This is a genomic window from Rhizobium sp. FG96 (assembly GCF_057808655.1).
Window position 1 is genome coordinate 313,963 of the sequence record NZ_JBMDIL010000006.1, and the last position, 17,623, is coordinate 331,585.

The following is a 17,623-nucleotide window of genomic DNA, read 5'->3' on the forward strand; positions in this document are numbered from 1 at the left end:
TCGTTCTGGATTCAAGGCGTTAAAGACGTCGCTTGGTAAGGACTGAAAGGCATTTGAGAATGGCAAAGGGTAAGAATGGCAGGCTCCGGCGTAAGGATGGGGTCTGGGATCCGCTGAAGACGAGCGAAACCGACAAGGATCGCGCCCGCGCCGTACCGAAAACGCCTCAGACGCTATCGCCTTCCTATCGCCTGGCCTATGTCGACGAAGACTTCCTGTGCCGCGAAGAACTGCGCCCGATCCGCCTTCAGCTCGAATTGCTGAAACCGGAAATGCTGCTGGCCGAACGCGGCATCAAATCGACGGTCGTCATGTTCGGCGGCGCCCGCATTCCGGCCCCCGGCCAGAGCGCCTGGGCGGCCCGCAACGATATCCAGCGCGCCAATCTCGAAGCCGCCTCGGTCTATTACGACGAGGCCCGCAAATTCGCCCGTCTCTGCTCGCGCTATTCGGCAGCTCACGATTTCCATGAATATGTGATCGTCACCGGCGGCGGCCCGGGCGTGATGGAAGCCGGTAATCGTGGCGCTGCGGATGAAGGCGCCCCTTCGATCGGCCTCAACATCGTGCTGCCGCACGAGCAGGCGCCGAACGTCTATGTGACGCCGGAGCTCAGCTTCAATTTCCACTATTTCGCCATCCGCAAGATGCATTTCATGGTGCGCGCAAAGGCGATCGCGGTATTTCCCGGCGGCTTCGGCACGCTCGACGAGTTCTTCGAGTGCCTGACGCTGATCCAGACCGGCCGCATGGAAAAGATGCCGCTGATCCTGTTCGGTGAAAAGTTCTGGCGCAGCATCGTCAATTTCGAGGCGCTTGCCGAGTTCGGCACCATCGCCCCTGACGACGTCAATCTCATCAGTTTCGTCGACACGGCCGACGCTGCCTGGAAGATCATCCAGGATTTCTACGAGCACCAGGAATAGGAAGAACCCGCCGCGAGACGTGGCGGGTTCCAATCTTTCCAGCCTCTCTCAGAGGAACGGCCTGTCGGGCATATCGTCGATCGAGATGAAGCCGTCCTTGTTGGTGTCCAGGCGGTCGAAGAAGCGGCTCATCGCATCTTCTGCTTCCTGCTTGGAAATCTGGCCGTTCTCGTCCTTGTCGACGCGGCGCATCATCGCGGCGAACATCATGTCGCCGCCATGGCGCTTGCCCCAGCGGTGGCCATCGGGGCCGCCGTGGCGGCCCATGCCGTCGTTCTGAGCCATCTGCTGATCGTCGCCGCCGTCCTTCTTGGCGTCCTTGTGCGCATCGCGCCAAGCCTTGATCTGCGCCTGGTGGTATTCGCGGATTTCGCCGGGCGTCAGGCTGCCGTCGTTGTTCTTGTCGGCGGCCGCGAAGATCTTGTCGACACCATCGATCGCCTCCTGCTTGGAAATCTTGCCGTCCTTGTTCTCGTCGAACTGCTTCAGCATGCGCACGAAGGCGATTTCACGGAAGGCGGCGCCGCGCGGCCCGCCCATCATTTCGTGGTGGTGGCGCGGCCGGTCGGGATGTTTGCCGTTGGCAGCAAAGCTCGCGCCGGCGGCTCCGGCGATCAGAGCGGCGGAGAGACCTGCCAGGATAAGCTTGTTGCGATACATGAGAATTCCTTTCGGTTCGTATCCCTTCACGACCAAAAGGTAAGGCTGCGATGCCCGAAAACCCAATTAAACCTAGGTAAGCTGGATGAAACTTTCGTAAGTCAGCCGGTAATCTTCGCCAGGAATGCGGTGAGGTCATCGGTGACGAAATCGATGTGATCCTCGTCGCCGCTGGTCTTCTCCCACCACTCGACGACGGTGTCTTCGAGGTTGTTCGGCACCAGCAGAACCGTCGCCATTCCGAGTGCCTTGGGCACCACGAGATTGCGCGGCAGGTCCTCGAACATCGCGGCCTTCCTGGTCTCGACGCGCTTCAGGGCCATGAACTTGTCATAGGTCACCTGCGCCGGCTTCGGCACAAAATCGGCAGCGACGATGTCGAAGATATCGTCGAAATGATCGAGAATGCCGAGCGCGCCCGCTGCCATCTCGGCGTGCTTCACGCTGCCGTTGGTGAAGATGAACTTCCGGCCCGGCAGCGCCTTGATCGCCTCGCCAAGCTCCGGCTGCGGCAGCAGCGAGGAGTAATCGATCGCATGCGCCTTCTCGAGGAAATCGTTGGGATCGACCCCATGATGGATCATCAGCCCCTGAAGCGTCGTGCCGTGATCGAAATAATACTGCTTCTGGAGCTTCCGCGCCTCGTCCCGCTCCAACTGCAACAGCGCCGACACATAGGCCGTCATGTTCTTGTCGATCTGCGCGAAGAGGTTGATGTGATGCGGGTAGAGCGTGTTGTCGAGGTCGAAGACCCATTCGCTCACATGCGCAAAATCGGAAGTCGTCGGAGTGCGGTCGATCTTTGTCATGCGCGCCTTATGGCATGCCTCGCGCAGGAAGCCAAAATCTTTCGCGTGGTCCAGGCGGCAAAGCACTTCGCGAAAATGCCTTCAAGTCTCCACAACTTTAAGGAGATTTTGACCTGATGCCGCCATGTATCGCTGTTGATTTATGCATATAGGCTGGCGCACCGGGGGCAGTGCATGAAAATCGTTCTGATAAACCCACCTCATACCGCGATCGGCAGCCGCATTCCCGACGACCATCTTCCGCCGCTCGGAATGCTCTCGGTTGGCGGCCCGTTAATCGATGACGGTCACGCCGTCCGGCTTGTCGATGCCGAGTTCGGGCCGATGACGATCCCTGACATCGTCAGTCACGTCGGCGGTCCCGATCTTGTCTTGATCGGCCACTCGGGCTCGACGTCAGCGCATCCGACGGCCTGTGCGATCGCGCAGGCCATCAAGGCCGTCAAGCCAGGGATCCGCATCGTCTATGGCGGGGTCTTCCCGACCTATCACTGGCGCGAGGTGCTGGCGGAAACAGAGGCCTTCGATGTCTTGGTGCGCGGGGAAGGCGAGGAGACTATGCGGCGCCTGGCTGCTGCGCTGGACAATGGCGGTCCGCTCGGCTCAGTCCCGGGCATCGCGTTCCGAAGCGAAGCCGATGAGATCGTGGCGACGCCGCCAATGCAGGCGCTTTCCGACCTCGATGACTATCGCATCGGCTGGGAGCTGATCGATCATCGCCGCTACAGCTATTGGGGTGGAAAGCGCGCGGTCGTCCTGCAGTTTTCGCGGGGCTGTCCCCATCTTTGCAACTACTGTGGCCAGCGCGGTTTCTGGACGCGGTGGCGCCACCGGTCGCCCGTACTCTTCGCCCGCGAGATCGCACGCCTCTATCGCGAGGAAGGCGTCGAGCTGATCAATCTCGCCGACGAGAACCCGACTTCCTCGCGAAAGGCATGGCTCGCTTTTCTGGAAGCGATGATCGCCGAGAACGTCCCGGTCCAGATCGTCGGTTCGACGCGGGCCGACGACATCGTGCGCGATGCCGACATCCTTCATCTCTATCGCAAGGCCGGGGTCGTCCGATGGCTTCTCGGCATGGAGAATACCGACGAGGCAACGCTGGCGCTGATCAAGAAGGGCGGCGGCAAGGCCACGGACCGCGAGGCGATCCGGCTCCTGCGCCAGCACGACATTCTTTCGATGGCGACATGGGTCGTCGGGTTCGAGGAGGAGAAGCTGAGCGATCTCTGGCGCGGCTTCCGCCAGTTGCTCGCCTATGATCCCGACCAGATCCAGGCGCTCTATGTGACGCCGCATCGCTGGACGCCGTTCTTCCGCATCGCGCGCAGCAGACAGGTGATCGAGGCCGATATTCGCAAGTGGGACTACAAACATCAGGTCCTGCAGATGCGCCACCTGCACCCGGCCGTCCTGCTCGCTGCCGTCAAGCTGATCGAGGTCGCAATCCAGGCCCGCCCGAAGGCGCTGATGCGCATCCTCTTCCATCGCGACAGGCAGCAGCGCCATTCCATGCGGTGGTATACGCAGATGGGGCGCCGCGTCTGGGTGCATGAGATATTCGAGTTTCTCTTTCGGCGGCGGCATCTTAAGGCTGGTCCCAGCCTCGAAGCATTCTGGGGCGCGCCGCAGGATGCCGAGGAGGAATCCATGCTGCGTCCCGAAAGGCGTGCAAAAAGCCTCGACGCCGCCGAATAAAATAGACGCCCGTTTTCGGGCGGACGGCGGGTCGGTGGGGTGGTAGAAAGACGCCATGCTGTTTGATCTGCCAGATGACGATGCGCTTTATGGTGCGCTTATTGCCCGGAGCTCCGATTACGAGGGGCTCGCTTATGCTTGCGTCAAGACGACGGGCGTCTTCTGCCGGCTGACCTGCCCGGCGCGCAAGCCGAAGCGGGAGAATACGCTGTTTTACGATTCCATCGCCACCTGCATGCAGTCGGGCTTCCGTCCCTGTCAGCGCTGCAGACCGCTGGAGCAGGCGGGGCGTGAAGCGATCGTCGATGATCTCCTGAAGGCGCTGGATCGTGATCCCTCGGTGCGCTGGACGGAGGATGATCTCGTCGATCTCGGCTACGATCCCTCGACCGTTCGCCGTGCCTTCAAGCGTGCGCTGGGCATGACCTTTCTCGATATCGCCCGTTACCGCCGTCTCGGTCAGGCGGCCAAGCAGCTGGCCGATGGCGCGCGCGTTATCGATGCGCAGCTGGATGCCGGCTACGAATCCGCCAGCAGCTTTCGCGCCGCCTTTCACCGGATGATCGGCAAGGCGCCTGTGATCGTGCAGAACCGTGAACTGCTCTTCGCCGATATCTTCGATACGCCGCTCGGGCCGATGATCGCGGTCGCCGACCAGACGCATCTGCATCTCCTCGAGTTTCACGATCGCAAAGCCCTGCCGGGCGAGCTCGAGAAGCTACAGCGCAAGACGCGCTCGACCGTCGCAGCCGGAAGGACGTCGGCAATCGACCGGATAGAAGCGGAGATGACAGCCTATTTCGATGGCCGGTTGACGGAATTTGAGACGCCCTTGGCGCTGAGTTTTGCCACGGACTTCGAGCGGGAGATCTGGGCGCGGCTGATCCGTATTCCCATCGGCGAGACGCGCGCCTATGGCGATCTCGCCCGCGACATGGACAATCCGCAGGTCGTCCGCGCTGTGGGGCGGGCGAACGGCGCCAACCAGATCGCCGTCGTTATCCCCTGCCACCGGCTTATCGGCGCGGACGGGTCGCTGACCGGATACGGCGGTGGCCTCTGGCGCAAGCAGTGGCTTTTGAAACACGAAGCGAAAATGCGGGCGGCAAAGCCCCAGATGGAGGAAGCATCATGAACCAGGCGGACAAGGCAAAGGCATTCGCAGCACTGCACCAGAAGGGCAAGCCGGTCGTTCTCTACAATATCTGGGATGCCGGAACGGCAAAGGCGGTTGCCGAGGGCGGCGCCAAGGCGCTGGCGACGGGCAGCTGGTCGGTTGCCGCTGCGCAGGGCTATGCCGATGGCCAGGAGCTGCCGATGGCGGCACTTATCGATACGGCGAGAGCAATCGCCGCATCGACCGATCTGCCATTATCCGTCGATTTCGAGGGCGCCTATTCAGAAGAGCCGGATGGTGCTGCGGCCAATGTCGCCAAGGTGATCGAAGCCGGAGCGATCGGCATCAATTTCGAGGATCAGATCGTCGGCGGGAGTGGCCTGCATCCGGTGGAAAAGCAGGCGGCCAAGATCAAGGCGATCCGGGCGATGGCGGATGCCCGCGGCATCGCGTTCTTCATCAATGCCAGAACCGATCTCTTCCTCGCAGAACGCGATGAGGCCAAGCATGCAGGTCTCGTCGACGAGGCGATCGCGCGCGGCAAGGCCTATGCGGCGGCCGGTGCCAATGGCCTCTTTGTGCCCGGCCTCGCTAATCCTGCGCTCATCAAGAAAATCTGCGCGGCTTCCACGCTGCCGGTCAACATCATAATGCGCGCCGGCGTCCCTGACGCGAAAATCCTGGCAAGCCTCGGCGTCGGCCGTATCAGCTACGGCCCGGGACCTTACCGGATGATGATGGAAAAGCTGAAGGAGGCCGCGGCAGCGGTTTACACCGCCGCGCCTTGAAGGGTGATCAGGGCACGATCAGCGTGCCCGCACCATGTTCCGTGAAGATTTCGAGCAGGACGGAATGGGCCGTCTTGCCGTTCAGGATGACGACGCCCTGTACGCCTGCCTTGATGGCGTCGATGCAGGTCTCGACCTTCGGGATCATGCCGCCCGAGATCGTACCGTCGGCGATCAGCGCATGCGCCTGGGCGACCGACAGTTCCTTGATCAGGTTACCCTGCTTGTCGAGAACGCCGGGAACGTCGGTGAGGAAGAGAAGGCGGGTGGCGTTCAGCGCACCGGCGATCGCGCCTGCGAACGTATCGGCATTGATGTTGTAGGTCGCGCCGTCGCGGCCGGGAGCGACCGGTGCGATAACCGGGATCATCTCGGAGCGGGCGAGCAGGTCGAGCAGCGTGCGGTCGACTTCGACCACTTCGCCGACGAAGCCGAGATCGAGAACGCGCTCGATGTTGGAATCCGGATCCTTGATCTTCTTCTGCGCCTTTTCGGCGAAGACCATGTTGCCGTCTTTGCCGCAGAGGCCGATCGCCCACTCGCCGGTCTGGTTGATCAGCGCGACGATTTCCTTGTTGATCGAGCCGGCGAGAACCATCTCGACGATCTCGACCGTCTTGGCGTCGGTAACGCGCAGGCCGCCTTCGAACTTGGATTCGATGCCCATCTTCGTCAGCATCGCGCCGATCTGAGGACCGCCGCCGTGGACGACGATCGGATTGACGCCCGACTGCTTCAGAAGCGCGATGTCGCTGGCGAAAGCCTTGCCGAGTTCGGGGTTGCCCATGGCATGGCCGCCGTATTTCACGACGATCGTCTTGTTCTCGTAGCGCTGCATGTAAGGCAGCGCCTGCGCGAGAAGATGGGCCTGCATTTCGCTTTCGGACTGGTTCATGGCTTACCCCGCAGAATGGATCGCGGGCCTTTTATCTCAAGTTTTTGACAGATGGAATAATGTGCAGGTCATTAGTTGGCTGCGCTCTTGTCAATTTTGCGCCCTGCCTTTTATCTAGGGGAGCACAGGGAGAGCGGCAGCGGCATGACAGGCGACGAACTCGCAAGACTGATTGGCCGCGTGGCGATGTCCGACCGCCAGGCGTTCGTCGCACTTTATCGAGAAACAAGCCCGAAACTTTTTGCGATCTGCCTGCGTATCTTGAAGGATCGGGCGGAAGCCGAGGAGGCGTTGCAGGAGATCTATGTGAAGATCTGGCAGCGCGCCAAGGCCTTCGCCTCATCGCAGGGCGCTCCCAATTCCTGGCTTGCGGCAATTGCGCGCAATCAGGCAATCGACACGATGCGGGCACGAAAGCCGGTCGCCGATGAATTGGACAGCGCCTACGATCTTGCCGACTCCGGATTGGATCCGGAAAAGCAAGCTATGATATCCGATGAAGGAAGGCGGATTGACACCTGCATGGAAGAGTTGGAAGCTGACAGGGCGACATCGGTTAGGCGGGCCTATGTCGAAGGACTGAGCTACCAGGAACTTGCCGATCAGTTCGGCGTTCCGCTCAACACCATGCGGACATGGCTGCGGCGCAGCCTTTTGAAGCTGAGAGAGTGCATGGAACGATGACATCGCCTGATCAAAGCAAGGGAGGCCGCTCTCGCGATGAAGTGCTCGCAGGCGAGTATGTTCTTGGCGTTCTCTCTTACCAGGATCGGCGGGTCGTCGAAGAACGCATGCGCCGCGACCGGCAGTTTGCCGCCATCGTCAGCCGATGGGAAACCAACCTCTCCGCCTTCAACGATGAATACGAAAGCGTCGCCCCGAGCCGCGAGACCTTCAAGCAGGTCGAGGCCCGGCTTTTCGGCGATGCGGCGCATTCGCCCTCCTTCTCGCGCGGTCTCTGGAATTCGGCGGTCTTCTGGCGCTCGCTGACCTTCGCCTCGCTGGTCGTTGCCGCCGGTGCGATCATCTTCGCCTCCGGCATCGTGCCGCCGCCGCAGGGGGCAGCGCCGCTGGTGGCGGAGTTGTCGGCCGCAGGCAGCCAGGTCAATCTGCTGGCTTCCTATCAGGCAGATACCGGTCGTCTTCGCATCGTCCCTGTCGCGGCCGGCAAGCCCGAAGAGAAATCGCTGCAGCTGTGGCTCGTCCCGGGCAGCGGTGCGCCGCAGTCTCTCGGCGTCTTCCAGCCGGGTGAGGGCGGCGATCTCCTGATCCCGGCTAATATGCGCAGCCAAATCGGCGAAGGCGCGACGCTCGCTGTCAGCCTCGAACCCTTCGGCGGCTCGACCACAGGTCTACCCACCGGACCCGTGATCGCCAGCGGCGCGGCACACCATCCGTAAAAACTTCAATCCCGTCTGAAACTCTTTTCCGAAAGCCTCCGTAGCTCTCCTGACCGGGCGGCGCGAGGCATCAGGCCAGCGTTACGCGGCCGGTTTGGAGGAGAAGATCATGCTCAAGTCCGCTATGCGCACCATCGCGCTTGCCGCCGCCGTATCCGGGATCGCCTTTGCGGCCCAGGCGAAGAACCCGATGGTCGGCGGTGCACCCATGTACCCGACGAAGAATATCGTCGAGAATGCCGTTCACTCCAAGGATCACACCACGCTCGTTGCAGCCGTGAAGGCGGCGGGCCTGGTTTCCACGCTCGAAGGCAAAGGGCCGTTCACGGTATTTGCGCCCACCAACGAGGCTTTCGCGGCCCTTCCGGCCGGTACCGTCGATACGCTGCTCAAGCCGGAGAACAAGGCCAAGCTCACCAAGGTGCTGACCTGCCACGTCGTTGCCGCCGACGCGATGTCGAAGACGGTTGCCAAGATGATCAAGGACGATGGCGGCGAGCACGACATCAAGACGGTTGGAGGTTGCGTCCTGAAAGCCAAGGAAAGCATGGGCAAGATCACGCTGACCGATGAAAACGGCGGCGTGGCTCATGTGACGATCGCTGACGTCAAGCAGTCGAACGGCGTCATCCACGTCATCGACAAGGTGCTTCTGCCGAAGATGTAAATGATTGCAGGCAGGAGAATGTGGGGAGGCGCCTTTCGGGGCGCCTCTTTCATTTCCAGTTGCTGATTTCGACTGTTTCGGCGATCGCCTGGCGCAGATCGTCCAGTCCGTCGCTCTTCTCAGAAGAGGTAGCGATCACGAAAGGATAGGCGGCCGGGCGCTTCTTGATCTTCTCGGCGGTCTCCGCGAGCAGCTTGACGACAGCCGGCGGCTTGATCTTGTCGGTCTTGGTCAGAACGATCTGGTAGGAGACGGCGGCCTTGTCGAGCAGCGTCAGCACATCCTCGTCGTTCTTCTTGATGCCGTGGCGGCTGTCGATCAGCACATAGACGCGCTTCAGCGTCGCGCGGCCGCGCAGGTAATCGAAGACCAGTTTCGTCCAGGTGTCGACCTGATCCTTCGGCGCCTGCGCATAGCCGTAGCCCGGCATGTCGACCAGCGCCATCGGCGGCAGGTCGCCGCCTTCGCCGGTATAGCCGTCGGGCACGAAGTAATTGAGCTCCTGGGTGCGGCCCGGCGTGTTCGATGTACGCGCCAGACCTTTGTGGCCGACAAGCGCATTGATCAGCGACGACTTGCCGACATTCGAGCGCCCGGCAAAGGCAACCTCGAAAGGTCCTTCCGGCGGCAGGAATTTCATGGACGGCACGCCGCGGATAAAGATCCACGGGCGTCCGAAGAGTGGCTTGTCGTTCTTGTCCGTCATCCGGCCCTTATCCAGTATCAGAAATCTGTCAGCTACCGCATTCAGCTTTTGCGGCCCAATGTCAACCTTGCGGCTGAGCGGTAACGGCGCCCTGAAACGAAAAAGCCCCGCCGGAGCGGGGCTTTCGACGTCATTTCGATGGTGCCGGTTTTCGCTTGAAGAGGCCCTTCAGATTGTCGAAGAGCTCGATCTTCACACCGTGGCGCTTCATGATGACCGACTGCTGGATGACCGAGAGCGTGTTGTTCCAGGCCCAGTAGATGACCAGACCGGCCGGGAAGCTTGCCAGCATGAACATGAACACCAGCGGCATCCAGTTGAAGATCATTGCCTGGGTCGGATCCGGAGGCGTCGGGTTCATGCGCATCTGCAGGAACATCGTGACACCCATGATCAGCGGCCAGACGCCGAGATGCAGCAGGGTCGGCGCCTCAAACGGCAGCAGGCCGAAGAGGTTGACGATCGAGGTCGGATCCGGAGCCGAAAGGTCCTTGATCCAGCCGAAGAACGGCGCGTGGCGCATTTCGATGGTGATGTAGATCACCTTGTAGAGCGAGAAGAAAATCGGGATCTGCAGCGCGATCGGCCAGCAACCGGCAACCGGATTGATCTTCTCTTCCTTGTAGAGCTGCATCATTGCCTGTTGCAGGCCCATGCGGTCGTCGCCGAACTTCGCCTTCAGCTCTTCCATCTTCGGCTGCATGCGCTTCATGTTCGCCATCGAAGCGTACTGCTTGCTGGCGAGCGGGAAGAACAGCGCCTTGACGACGATCGTCGTCAGCAGGATCGCCACGCCGAAATTGCCGAAGTAACGGAAGAAGAAGTCCATCAGTTTGAACATCGGCTTCGTCAGGAAGTAGAACCAGCCCCAGTCGATCAGGCGGTCGAAGCGCGGGATCTCGTAGGAGGTTTCGTAGCCGTCGATGACCGGAACTTCCTTCGCGCCGGCGAAGACGAGGCTCTTCAGCTCGACAGACTGGCCGGCCGGAATGCTGACGGCGTCTTCCTTGTAGTCTGCCTGGTAGGTCGGCCGCTCGCCGGCATAGTAGGCGAAGCGGGCTTCATAGGCCGATTTCTGCGGCGGAACGATCGTCGCAGCCCAATACTTGTCGGTGATGCCGAGCCAGCCGCCGGTGGACTTGGCAGGCGTAACGGCTTCCTTTTCGGCGGCGCTATACTTGGTTTCGACCAGGCCATCGTCACCGATGACGCCGATGAAGCCTTCGTGCAGGACGTAGACGGAAGGCGTCGTCGGCTTGTTGTTGCGCGTGACGCGGCCATAGGAAGAGATCGATGCCGCGCCGGCGCCGCTGTTCGTCACCTTGTCGGTGATCGTGAACATGTAGCGCTCGTCGACCGAGATCGTACGGGCAAAGGTCAGGCCCTTGTCGTTGGTATAGGTCAGCGTGACCGGGGTCTTTTCCGTCAGCTTGGCGCCTTCGGGTGCCGTCCATACCGTCGATGCGCCGGGAACCGTGCCCGTCTGGTCGTTGCCGACATAACCGAGCTCGGCGAAGTAGCCGTCCTTCGATTCAGCCGGCGAGAACAGCGTGATGATCGGGCTGCTCTTGTCGACGGTCTCGTGATAGCCCTTGAGCTTCAGGTCGTCGAGGCGCGCGCCCGTCAGGTTGATGGTGCCCGAGAGAGCAGCGGTGTCGATGACGACGCGCGGCGACTTGGCGAGCGCTTCTTCACGCGTGGTCGTCACTGCCGCCTGGCCGGTCGGTGCGGCACCATTCGTCTGCGGCTGAGCGCCGCCAGCGGCGGGCGTCTGCGTCTGTTCGGTGGTCTGCTGCGCCTTCTGGGCTTCCTGCGCCTTGCGCTGCGCTTCGATGCGCGGATTCATATAAAGGAACTGCCAGCCAAGAACGATCAGCACGGAAAGAGCGATCGCAATGAAATAATTGCGGTTGTTTTGCATCATACGTTCCTGGAGCGGCCTTCATTCGACCGCTTTTGTTTCGGCTTGTTTTCAACGCGGGCTTTGAGCTCCGCAGTTAACTGTTGGAAAGATGCCTTCAGGACATCCCTTCTTGCGACAACCACATAGTCGTGTCCGGCTTGCATTGCAAACCCTGCATGAAGCCGCACCGCCTCTTTAAGACGCCGCCGCATGCGGTTTCTCTCGACTGCGTTGCCATGTTTCTTGGTGACTGTGAAGCCGACGCGGGCTTCGGTGTCGGGTTCCTTCCGGTCAAGGACCTCGAGAAGGAAGAAGCCGCCGCGGCGTTTTTCGCCATTGCGCGCAGCAAGAAACTGCGGGCGGCTTTTCAGCCGCCCGACAGTCGATTTTTCTTGTTCTTTTTTGGTCGTCAATTCGCCCGCCATCTCTTATCGGGCAATTCCGGCCTTAGGCCGAAAGACGCTTGCGGCCGCGGGCGCGGCGAGCAGACAGAACCTTCTGACCGCCCTTGGTGGCCATACGCGCACGGAAGCCGTGGCGGCGCTTGCGGACAAGCTTGGATGGTTGGTAGGTACGCTTCATTTATTTAAACACCGCGGAGTGCGGCCCTTCTTAAGTTTTGCAAAGTGCAAGGAGCGTTGTTTTGCGAACGGACGAGGTCAGAGACCTTGAATGACCGGACGTGCGGCGGCTTATACGGATGGTGACCCCGGAAGTCAATTATACCAGCGCAAATGATCTTGCCGGCGCTGCCCATCAAAGTTGCACAATGCAAAAAGTCGCACATTGGTGTTAACGACTACGACTAGGCCCGGAAAGGTTGAATTTTGCGGCAGATGTGTGGCTGCCGTTACGATTTTCCGGTGTCTCGGCCGCAACGCCTGCAATTTTTGCGAAAATCGTGCTGCGTTCCGGAATAATAGGGATAATTTCTTGTAGTCGGAACAACTAAAATCCGAAACATAACTTTAAGAAATTTCGCCGATATTTTGTTCATCGGCTGGGAAATTGCTTTCCAGGCTCTCTTCACCCCCAGGGAGACTATACTTTGAAAATTCGTGGAAAGATCAATTTGCTGGTCAGCGTGATGGCCGGCGTTGCGCTCGTTATCGGCGCCACGGCATTGTTCGCTATGAACGAATACAACAATAAGCTGACCGCATATGAAAGCGCTTCCAGCCGCGCCTATGCCGGTGAGCGCCTGAACCGTTTCGTGACGGCTGTCGTCATGGAGGCCCGAGGCATCTACGCTGCCAAGGACGTCAAGGACGTCGCGCCCTTTGCCAAGGGCATTGCAACCGATCTCGACGAGATCGACAAGGTTATCGCCAGCTGGGCGCCGCTCGTGCCCGATAGCCAGAAGGATACCTTCAGCAAGCTCGTCGACCGCTCCAAGGAATTCCGCACCTTCCGCACCGAGACCGCCCGTCTTGGTACTGAAGTTGGCCCCGCAGCCGCGAACGAGCAGGGCAACAACGACGCCAACCGCGCCAACCGCAAGGCCTTCCAGGCCGAGATCGACGCTATCGTCAAAGTCGACCGCGCTGAGCTCGATGCCGTTGACGACGAGATCGAAGCGTTCCGCAACTCTATCTTCTGGCTCGTTCTCGCCATCACCACCTTCGGCATTGCCGCTGGCGTAGGTCTCGGCTTCTATATCGGCACAAGTCATCTCAGCCGCCCGATCAAAAAGGTCACGACTGCGATCAAGGAAGTTGCCGATGGCAATTTCGACGCCGAAGTGCCTTATGCCGGCCGCCAGGACGAAATCGGCGACATGGCCGCTGCCGTCGCTGTCTTCAAGCAGAACGGTCTCGCGGTAAAGCGCATGAACGCTCAGGAAGCCGCGATGCGTGCCAAGAGCGACGACCTGCAGTCCAGCATGTCCGTCGTGGTCGCCGCCGCTGCTGCCGGCGATTTCAGCCGCCGCATCGAGAAGGACTACGAGGACGACAGCCTCAACCACTTTGCCGGCAACATCAACTCGCTGCTTTCGAGCGTTGATAGCGGTGTCAACGAAACCCGCCGCGTTATTGCAAGCCTCGCCGAGGGCGACCTGACGCAGACGATGCGCGGCGAGTTCCAGGGCGCCTTTGCCGAACTGCAGCAGAACGTCAACAGCACCTTCGTCACCCTGCAGACGACGATGCGCGAAGTTCGCGAAACCACCGAAGCGATCAACGGCAACACCAACGAACTGCGCGTTGCGACCGACGACCTGTCGAAGCGTACAGAACAGCAGGCTGCCGCACTCGAAGAGACGTCTGCCGCACTCGATGAGATCACCGCGGTCGTCCAGAACTCGACGGAACGCGCCCAGGAAGCCAGCGTCATGGTCTCCGAAGCCAAGGACAAGTCCGGCGCCTCCGGTGTCGTCGTCCGCAACGCCGTCGACGCCATGGGCCGTATCGAGCAGGCATCCCGTGAAATCAGCCAGATCATCAACGTGATCGATGAAATCGCCTTCCAGACCAACCTGCTTGCTCTGAACGCAGGCGTCGAGGCAGCGCGTGCCGGTGAAGCCGGCAAGGGCTTCGCGGTCGTCGCACAGGAAGTCCGCGAACTGGCGCAGCGCTCCGCAACCGCCGCCAAGGACATCAAGGCGCTGATCACCAAGTCGGGCGATGAAGTCAATGTCGGCGTCAAGCTGGTGCAGGCAACGGGCGAGGCGCTCTCCGAAATCGAAACCCGCGTCATCGCCATCAACGACCATATCCATTCGATCGCAACCGCGGCGAAGGAACAGTCGACCGGCCTCAAGGAAGTCAACACCGCCGTCAACCAGATGGACCAGGTGACCCAGCAGAACGCCGCGATGGTCGAGGAAACCTCGGCTGCGACCCACAAGCTCTCGGCAGAGGCCGATGGCCTGGTGCGCCTGATCTCGCGCTTCAAGGTGTCGAATACGGGCCATGCCGCAGCCCCGGTCGCTGTTGCCCGCCGCGAAGAGCATCGCCCGGTCGCGTCGCCCGCCCGCCGCGCCATGAACACGGTCGCTCGTGCCTTCAACGGCAATGCTGCGGTCGCTGAGCAGAGCTGGGAAGAGTTTTGATCGCCAGGCTCTCGAATTCAGGAAACGCCGCCTCGGGGCGGCGTTTTCTTTTGTGACGAACTGCCGCGCCTCGCGAAGATTTGAAAGTGCAAAATAATCCGTCTAATATAAGTCTCTGCCTCGCAGGCGCTTGCGCCGAACGGAAACAGCGATGCCGGTGCAAGACCAAAGCGGAATTTCAGCAAATGTAACGATGGCTGCTGGCGGCGAACGCCCGGCAGGGTGGCTCAGTGGTCTCTCGGGCAAGCTGCTCTGGATGATCGTGCTGTTCATCATGCTCGCCGAAGTGCTGATCTTCTTCCCTTCGATCGCCAGCATGCGTATCCGCTGGCTGGACGACAAGCTGAACACCGCCGCTGCCGCGGCGATCGTCATCGATGGCCTGCAGCCGGTGGAGCTGCCGCGCTCCGTCCAGAAGGAAACGCTGGAAGCGACCGGCACCAAGGCGATCGTTCTGCGCAAGGACGGCACCTCCCGCCTGCTGGCGATGAGCGAGATGCCGACATCCGTCGACGAGCAATATGATCTGACCAAGGTCACGCCCGTCAGCGCCATCTGCGATGCACTGGATACGCTGATCTTCGGCGGCAACCGGATGATCCGCGTCTACGGCCCTGTCGGCGATACCGCGACCGGGGTTGAAGTGGTCATGAAGGACCGGGCGCTGCGCAATGCGATGTTCGTCTATGCCCGCAACGTTCTCCTGCTGTCGATCCTGATCTCGCTGTTCACGGCAACGCTGGTCTTCTTCGTCATCAACCGCATTCTCATCCGGCCGATCCGCAATCTGACCGGCAGCATGCAGGACTTCTCCGCCGATCCCGAAAATCCGCAGAACGTCTTCGTCGGCGAGGGCGGGCGCGACGAGCTGGCCGTTGCCGGGCGCCATCTGACCGCGATGCAGGTCGAGCTGCAGAAGACGTTGAAGCAGCAGAAGAACCTTGCCGCACTCGGCCTTGCCGTCTCGAAGATCAATCATGACATGCGCAACATCCTGGCCTCGGCCCAGCTGATGTCCGACCGCCTCGTCGATGTCGATGACCCCATGGTCAAGAGTTTCGCGCCGAAGCTGCTCAGAACCATCGACCGCGCCGTCGGCTACACGACCGAAGTGCTCTCTTACGGCCAGGCGAGCGAATCGGCGCCGCGCCGCCGCCGTATCCGTCTCTACGAGCTCACCCAGGACGTCCGCGACATGCTGGCGATCGATCCGGCAAGCGGCGTCGAGTTCGTCGAGCAGATGTCCACCGATCTCGAAATCGATGGCGACAGCGAGCAGCTCTTCCGTGTCATCCACAACCTCTGCCGCAATGCGCTGCAGGCGCTGATGATGCCGGGCGAGCTCGGAATGGATGGGATCAAGCGAATCACCGTCTCGGGCCAGCGCGTCGGCAGCGTCGTCAGCATTATCGTCGACGATACCGGTCCAGGCATGCCGCTGAAGGCCCGCCAGAACCTTTTTACGGCCTTCCGCGGCTCTGCCCGCTCCGGTGGCACGGGACTTGGCCTGACGATCGCCCGCGAGCTGGTCCTCGCCCACGGCGGCACCATCGCGCTTGTGGAAAAACCCGCGGCCGGCACGCAATTCCGCATCGAGATCCCGGATCGCCCGGTTTCCCTGGACGATTACCGCTCCCGCAGCCACGCTGAAAAGTAATGCAAATTCCGCAGATCAGCTCTGCGGAACGAAAGTCGCGATTTTTTCACAAACCCTATTGCATTCCCCCGGAGGACCCTTTAGAGGATCGCCACGCAAGCGGTTCAGCCGCTTCGAGACGCACCCGTAGCTCAGCTGGATAGAGCACCAGACTACGAATCTGGGGGTCAGGAGTTCGAATCTCTTCGGGTGCGCCAATCTCTCTTCTCATCTAAATTTAGACCGAAGCTAGAAGTGCACGTTTGACGCTGCGCCGTTAAAAATGACATCCTCGCGCCTGGCGGATCATTCGGATCAGGTGGTCTTCGAGATAACTCGCCGCGCATGACAGCGGGCGAGTCGTTCGTGGGAGCTGTCGCGGTGTTTATTGACCGCTCGTCGCATTCGCCATTTTGGTAGATACGCCGCCGAAGGTGGCGTTGATCGAGTTGCCGAGGCTTGAGGCGCCTGCGATCAGCGCGACGGAAATGAGCGCTGCAATAAGACCATATTCAATTGCGGTGGCGCCAGACTCGTCTCTGAATAGACGCTTTACAAACTTGATCATTGTTTCCTCATACGGGGGCTGTTCAAATGAAGGATTCGCCAAATATCATGGCCCCAAGATTTTAGGGTATTCGTCATTTAGATTTGATTAAAATTCGAATTATCTAAATTCAGATAAAGAAAAATCTATATGACAAAGTAAAGCTTGCCGCGACTGCCAATTTTTATTGCGGCAGTGTCCGCGATTTGAACTTTATTGATTTGCGATGCGTCTGCGCTCCAGCCTAGCTTCGCGCAATCTTCAGGCGGTATCTGCGAGATCTTCGCGCGCAGGAGAGAATGCAATGAAGGCAAGTGGTTTGGTTGTGGTTTCGGTCGCCGGTATGGCGGCTTTGCTTGCCGGTTGCGTCGATCGTGCCAATTCTCCGGTTCTCTATCCTGTTGGTACGCCTACCAATCCCTCCTTCGTCGCGCATGCGATGTGCATGGGGGAGGGCAATGCGGCCTATGACGAATCGATGCGGCTCTACAAGGAGCGCTCGCAGATCAGCGGTCAGTATGATGAGGATGAAGGCAAGGCGGTCTCGCGCAGTGCCGCCCGCCGTGCCTACACCGCCTGCGCCTCGTCGGAAGGCTATCGGGCCGTCTACGATCAATAGACCGTGTAGGCGCCCCAACACCTCTCAAAAACGTGCCGGCTGACGGGGGCAGCATATTGCCCCGCACATGGCCGCTGCCCATCTAACGTCAGCACCGTTCTGCCTTGCCGCCGGAAGCGGGATTGCTGAACCGTGCGCATTTGGATGTCCGGCCAGCTCCGGCTGCTGCCTCTCGTCCGTTTTGATTGTTTTCACGCATC

Annotated in this window: 18 protein-coding genes and 1 tRNA gene; 11 read left to right on the top strand and 8 right to left on the bottom strand. The window is 60.5% G+C overall.

Annotation, left to right across the window (positions count from 1 at the left end; all coding sequences use genetic code 11):
* The first annotated feature begins 59 nt into the window (after positions 1-59).
* Positions 60-926, top strand: coding sequence for an LOG family protein (locus tag ACODR6_RS14625; RefSeq protein ID WP_199626066.1), 867 nt, complete (start codon positions 60-62; stop codon positions 924-926).
* Between the two features lie 48 nt (positions 927-974).
* Here ACODR6_RS14625 and ACODR6_RS14630 read toward each other — a convergent pair whose 3' ends face one another.
* Together ACODR6_RS14630 and ACODR6_RS14635 are read right to left on the bottom strand one after the other, a co-directional pair.
* Positions 975-1,586: an EF-hand domain-containing protein gene (locus ACODR6_RS14630; protein WP_489022758.1), complete on the bottom strand. Its 612-nt coding sequence runs from the start codon at positions 1,584-1,586 to the stop codon at positions 975-977.
* Positions 1,587-1,687: 101 nt separating this feature from the next.
* Complete coding sequence (locus ACODR6_RS14635; protein WP_413710884.1) at positions 1,688-2,395, bottom strand: pyrimidine 5'-nucleotidase; 708 nt, start codon at positions 2,393-2,395, stop codon at positions 1,688-1,690.
* A 174-nt stretch (positions 2,396-2,569) separates the two neighbouring features.
* Between ACODR6_RS14635 and bchE the strand changes: the two genes are divergently transcribed.
* Genes bchE through ACODR6_RS14650 form a run of 3 tightly spaced genes read left to right on the top strand, consistent with a single transcriptional unit; the run spans position 2,570 to position 5,998 of the window.
* Positions 2,570-4,093: a magnesium-protoporphyrin IX monomethyl ester anaerobic oxidative cyclase gene (gene bchE, locus ACODR6_RS14640; RefSeq protein WP_489022759.1), complete on the top strand. Its 1,524-nt coding sequence runs from the start codon at positions 2,570-2,572 to the stop codon at positions 4,091-4,093.
* A gap of 55 nt (positions 4,094-4,148) precedes the next feature.
* On the top strand, positions 4,149-5,228 hold the full coding sequence (locus ACODR6_RS14645) for a bifunctional transcriptional activator/DNA repair enzyme AdaA (RefSeq protein WP_489022760.1): 1,080 nt from the start codon (positions 4,149-4,151) through the stop codon (positions 5,226-5,228).
* A complete protein-coding gene (locus ACODR6_RS14650) occupies positions 5,225-5,998 on the top strand; it encodes an isocitrate lyase/PEP mutase family protein (protein WP_489022761.1) in 774 nt (257 codons plus the stop codon). The genes ACODR6_RS14645 and ACODR6_RS14650 overlap by 4 nt, the downstream gene beginning before the upstream one ends.
* A 7-nt stretch (positions 5,999-6,005) precedes the next feature.
* On the opposite strand, the gene argB is transcribed toward ACODR6_RS14650, so the two are convergent.
* Entirely contained in the window at positions 6,006-6,893 is an 888-nt protein-coding gene (argB, locus tag ACODR6_RS14655; RefSeq protein ID WP_025555365.1) for an acetylglutamate kinase, read from the bottom strand.
* A 144-nt stretch (positions 6,894-7,037) separates the two neighbouring features.
* Here argB and ACODR6_RS14660 point away from each other — a divergent pair, with 144 nt between their 5' ends.
* The 3 genes from ACODR6_RS14660 to ACODR6_RS14670 all read left to right on the top strand — a co-directional run bounded on the left by ACODR6_RS14660 (position 7,038) and on the right by ACODR6_RS14670 (position 8,960).
* Positions 7,038-7,577, top strand: a complete 540-nt coding sequence (locus ACODR6_RS14660; RefSeq protein WP_025555364.1) for a sigma-70 family RNA polymerase sigma factor — start codon at positions 7,038-7,040, stop codon at positions 7,575-7,577.
* Entirely contained in the window at positions 7,574-8,293 is a 720-nt protein-coding gene (locus tag ACODR6_RS14665) for an anti-sigma factor (RefSeq protein ID WP_025555363.1), read from the top strand. The genes ACODR6_RS14660 and ACODR6_RS14665 overlap by 4 nt, the downstream gene beginning before the upstream one ends.
* Before the next feature lie 109 nt (positions 8,294-8,402).
* A complete protein-coding gene (locus ACODR6_RS14670; protein WP_489022762.1) occupies positions 8,403-8,960 on the top strand; it encodes a fasciclin domain-containing protein in 558 nt (185 codons plus the stop codon).
* Between the two features lie 49 nt (positions 8,961-9,009).
* Here ACODR6_RS14670 and yihA read toward each other — a convergent pair whose 3' ends face one another.
* From yihA to rpmH, 4 genes are all read right to left on the bottom strand, one after another.
* Positions 9,010-9,666, bottom strand: coding sequence for a ribosome biogenesis GTP-binding protein YihA/YsxC (gene yihA / locus ACODR6_RS14675; RefSeq protein WP_025555361.1), 657 nt, complete (start codon positions 9,664-9,666; stop codon positions 9,010-9,012).
* 130 nt (positions 9,667-9,796) lie between these two features.
* Complete coding sequence (yidC, locus tag ACODR6_RS14680) at positions 9,797-11,587, bottom strand: membrane protein insertase YidC (protein WP_025555463.1); 1,791 nt, start codon at positions 11,585-11,587, stop codon at positions 9,797-9,799.
* On the bottom strand, positions 11,587-11,994 hold the full coding sequence (rnpA, locus tag ACODR6_RS14685) for a ribonuclease P protein component (RefSeq protein WP_130279171.1): 408 nt from the start codon (positions 11,992-11,994) through the stop codon (positions 11,587-11,589). The genes yidC and rnpA overlap by 1 nt, the downstream gene beginning before the upstream one ends.
* Before the next feature lie 22 nt (positions 11,995-12,016).
* The gene (rpmH, locus tag ACODR6_RS14690; protein ID WP_025555461.1) at positions 12,017-12,151 is read right to left on the bottom strand and encodes a 50S ribosomal protein L34; all 135 of its coding nucleotides are present in this window, start codon (positions 12,149-12,151) and stop codon (positions 12,017-12,019) included.
* 466 nt (positions 12,152-12,617) lie between these two features.
* On the opposite strand from rpmH, the gene ACODR6_RS14695 reads away from it, so the two are divergent.
* The 3 genes from ACODR6_RS14695 (at position 12,618) to ACODR6_RS14705 (ending at position 16,475) form a co-directional block, all read left to right on the top strand.
* Positions 12,618-14,621 carry a methyl-accepting chemotaxis protein gene (locus tag ACODR6_RS14695; RefSeq protein ID WP_489022763.1) on the top strand — a complete coding sequence of 668 codons (2,004 nt, stop codon included), beginning with the start codon at positions 12,618-12,620 and terminating at the stop codon, positions 14,619-14,621.
* Positions 14,622-14,772: 151 nt separating this feature from the next.
* Positions 14,773-16,278 (top strand): ATP-binding protein, encoded by a 1,506-nt coding sequence (locus ACODR6_RS14700; RefSeq protein WP_413710891.1) that lies wholly within the window; start codon positions 14,773-14,775, stop codon positions 16,276-16,278.
* A gap of 120 nt (positions 16,279-16,398) precedes the next feature.
* Positions 16,399-16,475: transfer RNA gene (locus ACODR6_RS14705), tRNA-Arg, on the top strand.
* A 167-nt stretch (positions 16,476-16,642) separates the two neighbouring features.
* Here ACODR6_RS14705 and ACODR6_RS14710 read toward each other — a convergent pair.
* Positions 16,643-16,825, bottom strand: a complete 183-nt coding sequence (locus ACODR6_RS14710) for a Flp family type IVb pilin (RefSeq protein ID WP_112713635.1) — start codon at positions 16,823-16,825, stop codon at positions 16,643-16,645.
* A 283-nt stretch (positions 16,826-17,108) separates the two neighbouring features.
* Here ACODR6_RS14710 and ACODR6_RS14715 point away from each other — a divergent pair, with 283 nt between their 5' ends.
* On the top strand, positions 17,109-17,423 hold the full coding sequence (locus ACODR6_RS14715; RefSeq protein ID WP_112713633.1) for a hypothetical protein: 315 nt from the start codon (positions 17,109-17,111) through the stop codon (positions 17,421-17,423).
* The last annotated feature ends 200 nt before the right edge of the window (positions 17,424-17,623 follow it).

Bases quoted from the DNA above. Each gene is read 5' to 3' on its own strand.
- ACODR6_RS14645 (WP_489022760.1), top strand. From the start codon at position 4,149: ATGCTGTTTGATCTGCCAGATGACGATGCGCTTTATGGTGCGCTTATT.
- yihA (WP_025555361.1), bottom strand. From the start codon at position 9,666: ATGACGGACAAGAACGACAAGCCACTCTTCGGACGCCCGTGGATCTTT.
- ACODR6_RS14650 (WP_489022761.1), top strand. From the start codon at position 5,225: ATGAACCAGGCGGACAAGGCAAAGGCATTCGCAGCACTGCACCAGAAG.
- ACODR6_RS14670 (WP_489022762.1), top strand. From the start codon at position 8,403: ATGCTCAAGTCCGCTATGCGCACCATCGCGCTTGCCGCCGCCGTATCC.
- ACODR6_RS14630 (WP_489022758.1), bottom strand. From the start codon at position 1,586: ATGTATCGCAACAAGCTTATCCTGGCAGGTCTCTCCGCCGCTCTGATC.
- bchE (WP_489022759.1), top strand. From the start codon at position 2,570: ATGAAAATCGTTCTGATAAACCCACCTCATACCGCGATCGGCAGCCGC.
- ACODR6_RS14665 (WP_025555363.1), top strand. From the start codon at position 7,574: ATGACATCGCCTGATCAAAGCAAGGGAGGCCGCTCTCGCGATGAAGTG.
- ACODR6_RS14625 (WP_199626066.1), top strand. From the start codon at position 60: ATGGCAAAGGGTAAGAATGGCAGGCTCCGGCGTAAGGATGGGGTCTGG.
- rpmH (WP_025555461.1), bottom strand. From the start codon at position 12,151: ATGAAGCGTACCTACCAACCATCCAAGCTTGTCCGCAAGCGCCGCCAC.
- argB (WP_025555365.1), bottom strand. From the start codon at position 6,893: ATGAACCAGTCCGAAAGCGAAATGCAGGCCCATCTTCTCGCGCAGGCG.
- yidC (WP_025555463.1), bottom strand. From the start codon at position 11,587: ATGCAAAACAACCGCAATTATTTCATTGCGATCGCTCTTTCCGTGCTG.
- rnpA (WP_130279171.1), bottom strand. From the start codon at position 11,994: ATGGCGGGCGAATTGACGACCAAAAAAGAACAAGAAAAATCGACTGTC.
- ACODR6_RS14715 (WP_112713633.1), top strand. From the start codon at position 17,109: ATGAAGGCAAGTGGTTTGGTTGTGGTTTCGGTCGCCGGTATGGCGGCT.
- ACODR6_RS14700 (WP_413710891.1), top strand. From the start codon at position 14,773: ATGCCGGTGCAAGACCAAAGCGGAATTTCAGCAAATGTAACGATGGCT.
- ACODR6_RS14635 (WP_413710884.1), bottom strand. From the start codon at position 2,395: ATGACAAAGATCGACCGCACTCCGACGACTTCCGATTTTGCGCATGTG.
- ACODR6_RS14660 (WP_025555364.1), top strand. From the start codon at position 7,038: ATGACAGGCGACGAACTCGCAAGACTGATTGGCCGCGTGGCGATGTCC.
- ACODR6_RS14710 (WP_112713635.1), bottom strand. From the start codon at position 16,825: ATGATCAAGTTTGTAAAGCGTCTATTCAGAGACGAGTCTGGCGCCACC.